The following is a 1,709-nucleotide window of genomic DNA, read 5'->3' as shown; positions in this document are numbered from 1 at the left end:
TAGGGACTGTCGTTAAATTCCGTCATTATGAGTCAATCGGCAGACTGTCCCGGTAATTTTTCCGATCGAACTCATCTTTTTATATTTTCGGCTCCGTTTCGGAGCCCCTTTTTTCATTTTTGGACCCAACTGGAGCCAATACTCCAGTGAAAGGGCCGTTTCTCACTCACCTCGAACATCAGGCAGCCTGGGCAATTTCGTTTACTTCCCGCCGGACGAGCTGTACTACATTCGCCGTGTGGATGCCAAAGAAGATGTACAGGATTTCGGTCAACTTCGTCCTTGCCTTGATGCGTTTCAGGCCATAGTGTTCCTTCTGCGTTCCGAACGAGCCTTCCATCCTCGTTGCCCTTATCCTCGCCAGCTCGTTGCGGATGATGTCGTTCTCTTTCTTTTCCAAGGACGGACGGCCACGCTTGACGAATGACGTCTGTATTCCTCTATCCTTGCAGTACTCCCTGTTGGCGCTGCCGGCATAGCTTGCGTCTCCTCCGGCCTTCTTCGCCTCCACACCGAAGAGCTTTCGGTGCATCTTCAGGCAGTGCGGAAGCCTGGTTCCCTCGTTGAAGGCATTGAATGACAGCTTCTCGATGAATGAGAGTCCGTCAACCTGGATGTTGTTGCACTTCGCACCGAACTCTACGCTCTTCACTTCCTTGCCTCTCACGATTGGCCTCACATACGGCTTGCTGATGCTCACTATCCTGTCCTTGACACTCTCGCGAGGATTGTTGTTCTCGAAGTGGGCCTTCTGCTGGCGGTACACTCTTGTGATGATTTCAATATCGCTCTTCTGTCTGACTGTCAGCAATTTCTCCGCGCCTGCATTCTCCCTCTCCAGTGTGCGGGTCTCCTTCAGTATCTTCCCCAAAAGGTTGAGCAGGCGTCTGGTCAGTTTCCTAGTCTGGACTTTCGTATGCCTGCGCCGCTTCCTGTACGACAGGTTGGCCTTCTCTACGTCTACGTACTTCGTCCTCGGACGGTGCACATTCAGCTTGGCACTCAGAGTGCACATTATCTCATATGACTTCTCTATTCCTTCCCACAGGAGCTTCGGATCCGTAGGATAGCGCATCTCGCTCTCGTAACAGGTCGCATCCGTATACATCGTGTCCAGGTCCTTCATGTACGGTTTCCAGGCTCTTGCCAGTATCTCCTGCTGCTGTTGGATCTTCAGCCCGCGGGCCAGCTCCGAAAACACGTCGTCCAGAAGTTTGTAGTTCGTCAGAGGATGCATCGGGTCTATTCTCACATCGCAGAAGAGCTGATAGTGGACGTTGCCGTTAAGATGCTCCATCAACTTCGGGCTGCTCAGACCTGTGTACATCTTCAGGAACATCAGCGCAACCTTGCCCTCCGGGGTGAAGTATGTTTTTCGTCCTTTCTTCGCTCTCATGCTCTTGCTTATCAGTCCAAAGTTCTCTGCCATCTCACGTAGCGGCAGCCTCTTCCTGATTTTTCCCAGCTCGCTAGTCGCGAATGTCTGCCTATACAATTCATAAAAATCGAACTCCGTGAAAGGAAGATCGGGTGATATTCCAGAGAAATTTTGTACCTTAGCCATGCAGATTAATTTTTGCGATACCTCCAAATTTGGCTTTTCTAGGGCAATTGGAGGTATTCTTTTTATCTTTAGCTAAGATACAAATTTTATATTGCATTGGCAATCAATTCGTTATAAAGTTTTATTCTTTTTACGACAGTCCCTA

Annotated in this window: 1 protein-coding gene; it reads right to left on the bottom strand. The window is 49.7% G+C overall.

What is annotated here, in order from left to right; genetic code table 11:
* Window positions 1–178: 178 nt before the first annotated feature.
* A complete protein-coding gene (locus DWY55_RS21730) occupies window positions 179–1,564 on the bottom strand; it encodes a transposase (protein WP_165853826.1) in 1,386 nt (461 codons plus the stop codon).
* Window positions 1,565–1,709 lie beyond the last annotated feature (145 nt).

The sequence above is a fragment of the Bacteroides sp. AF25-38AC genome (genome assembly GCF_003602995.1).
In the GTDB taxonomy this organism is placed as follows: domain Bacteria; phylum Bacteroidota; class Bacteroidia; order Bacteroidales; family Bacteroidaceae; genus Bacteroides; species Bacteroides uniformis.
The sequence above is the reverse complement of the archived record's forward strand: the minus strand, read 5'-3'. Positions and strand labels throughout refer to the sequence as shown.

Bases quoted from the DNA above. Each gene is read 5' to 3' on its own strand.
- DWY55_RS21730 (WP_165853826.1), bottom strand. From the start codon at position 1,564: ATGGCTAAGGTACAAAATTTCTCTGGAATATCACCCGATCTTCCTTTC.